1 protein-coding gene is annotated in these 336 nt (G+C 61.9%); it reads left to right on the top strand.

Going from position 1 to position 336, the window contains the following annotated elements; genetic code table 11:
* Positions 1–14 precede the first annotated feature (14 nt).
* The coding region (locus tag GRZ55_RS23195; protein WP_368856671.1) for a polysaccharide biosynthesis protein at positions 15–336 on the top strand (322 nt) is incomplete at its 3' end.

Here is a 336-nt window from a genome sequence, read left to right as displayed (position 1 = left end):
CAGGTCTCGAGATCGTGACGCGCATCGTGGACGTGCGCGACGGGCGCCGCGTCGATGCGATCTTCGCCGAACTGCGCCCCGACATCGTCTTCCATGCGGCTGCGCTGAAACATGTACCTCTGATGGAGGCCAACCCGCTCGAGGCGCTGAAGACCAACGTCATCGGAACGCGCAACGTCGCCGATGCCTCCTTGGCCAATGAGGTCAGCAGCTTCATCATGATCTCGACCGACAAGGTGGTGAATCCGACCAATGTGATGGGTGCCTCCAAGCGCGCGGCCGAAAGCTACTGCCAGGCGCTCGACGTCCTTTCGACGAAGACCCGGTTCAAAACCG

This window comes from Chelativorans sp. ZYF759 (assembly GCF_012911015.1).
Classification (GTDB): domain Bacteria; phylum Pseudomonadota; class Alphaproteobacteria; order Rhizobiales; family Rhizobiaceae; genus ZYF759.
The sequence above is the reverse complement of the archived record's forward strand: the minus strand, read 5'-3'. Positions and strand labels throughout refer to the sequence as shown.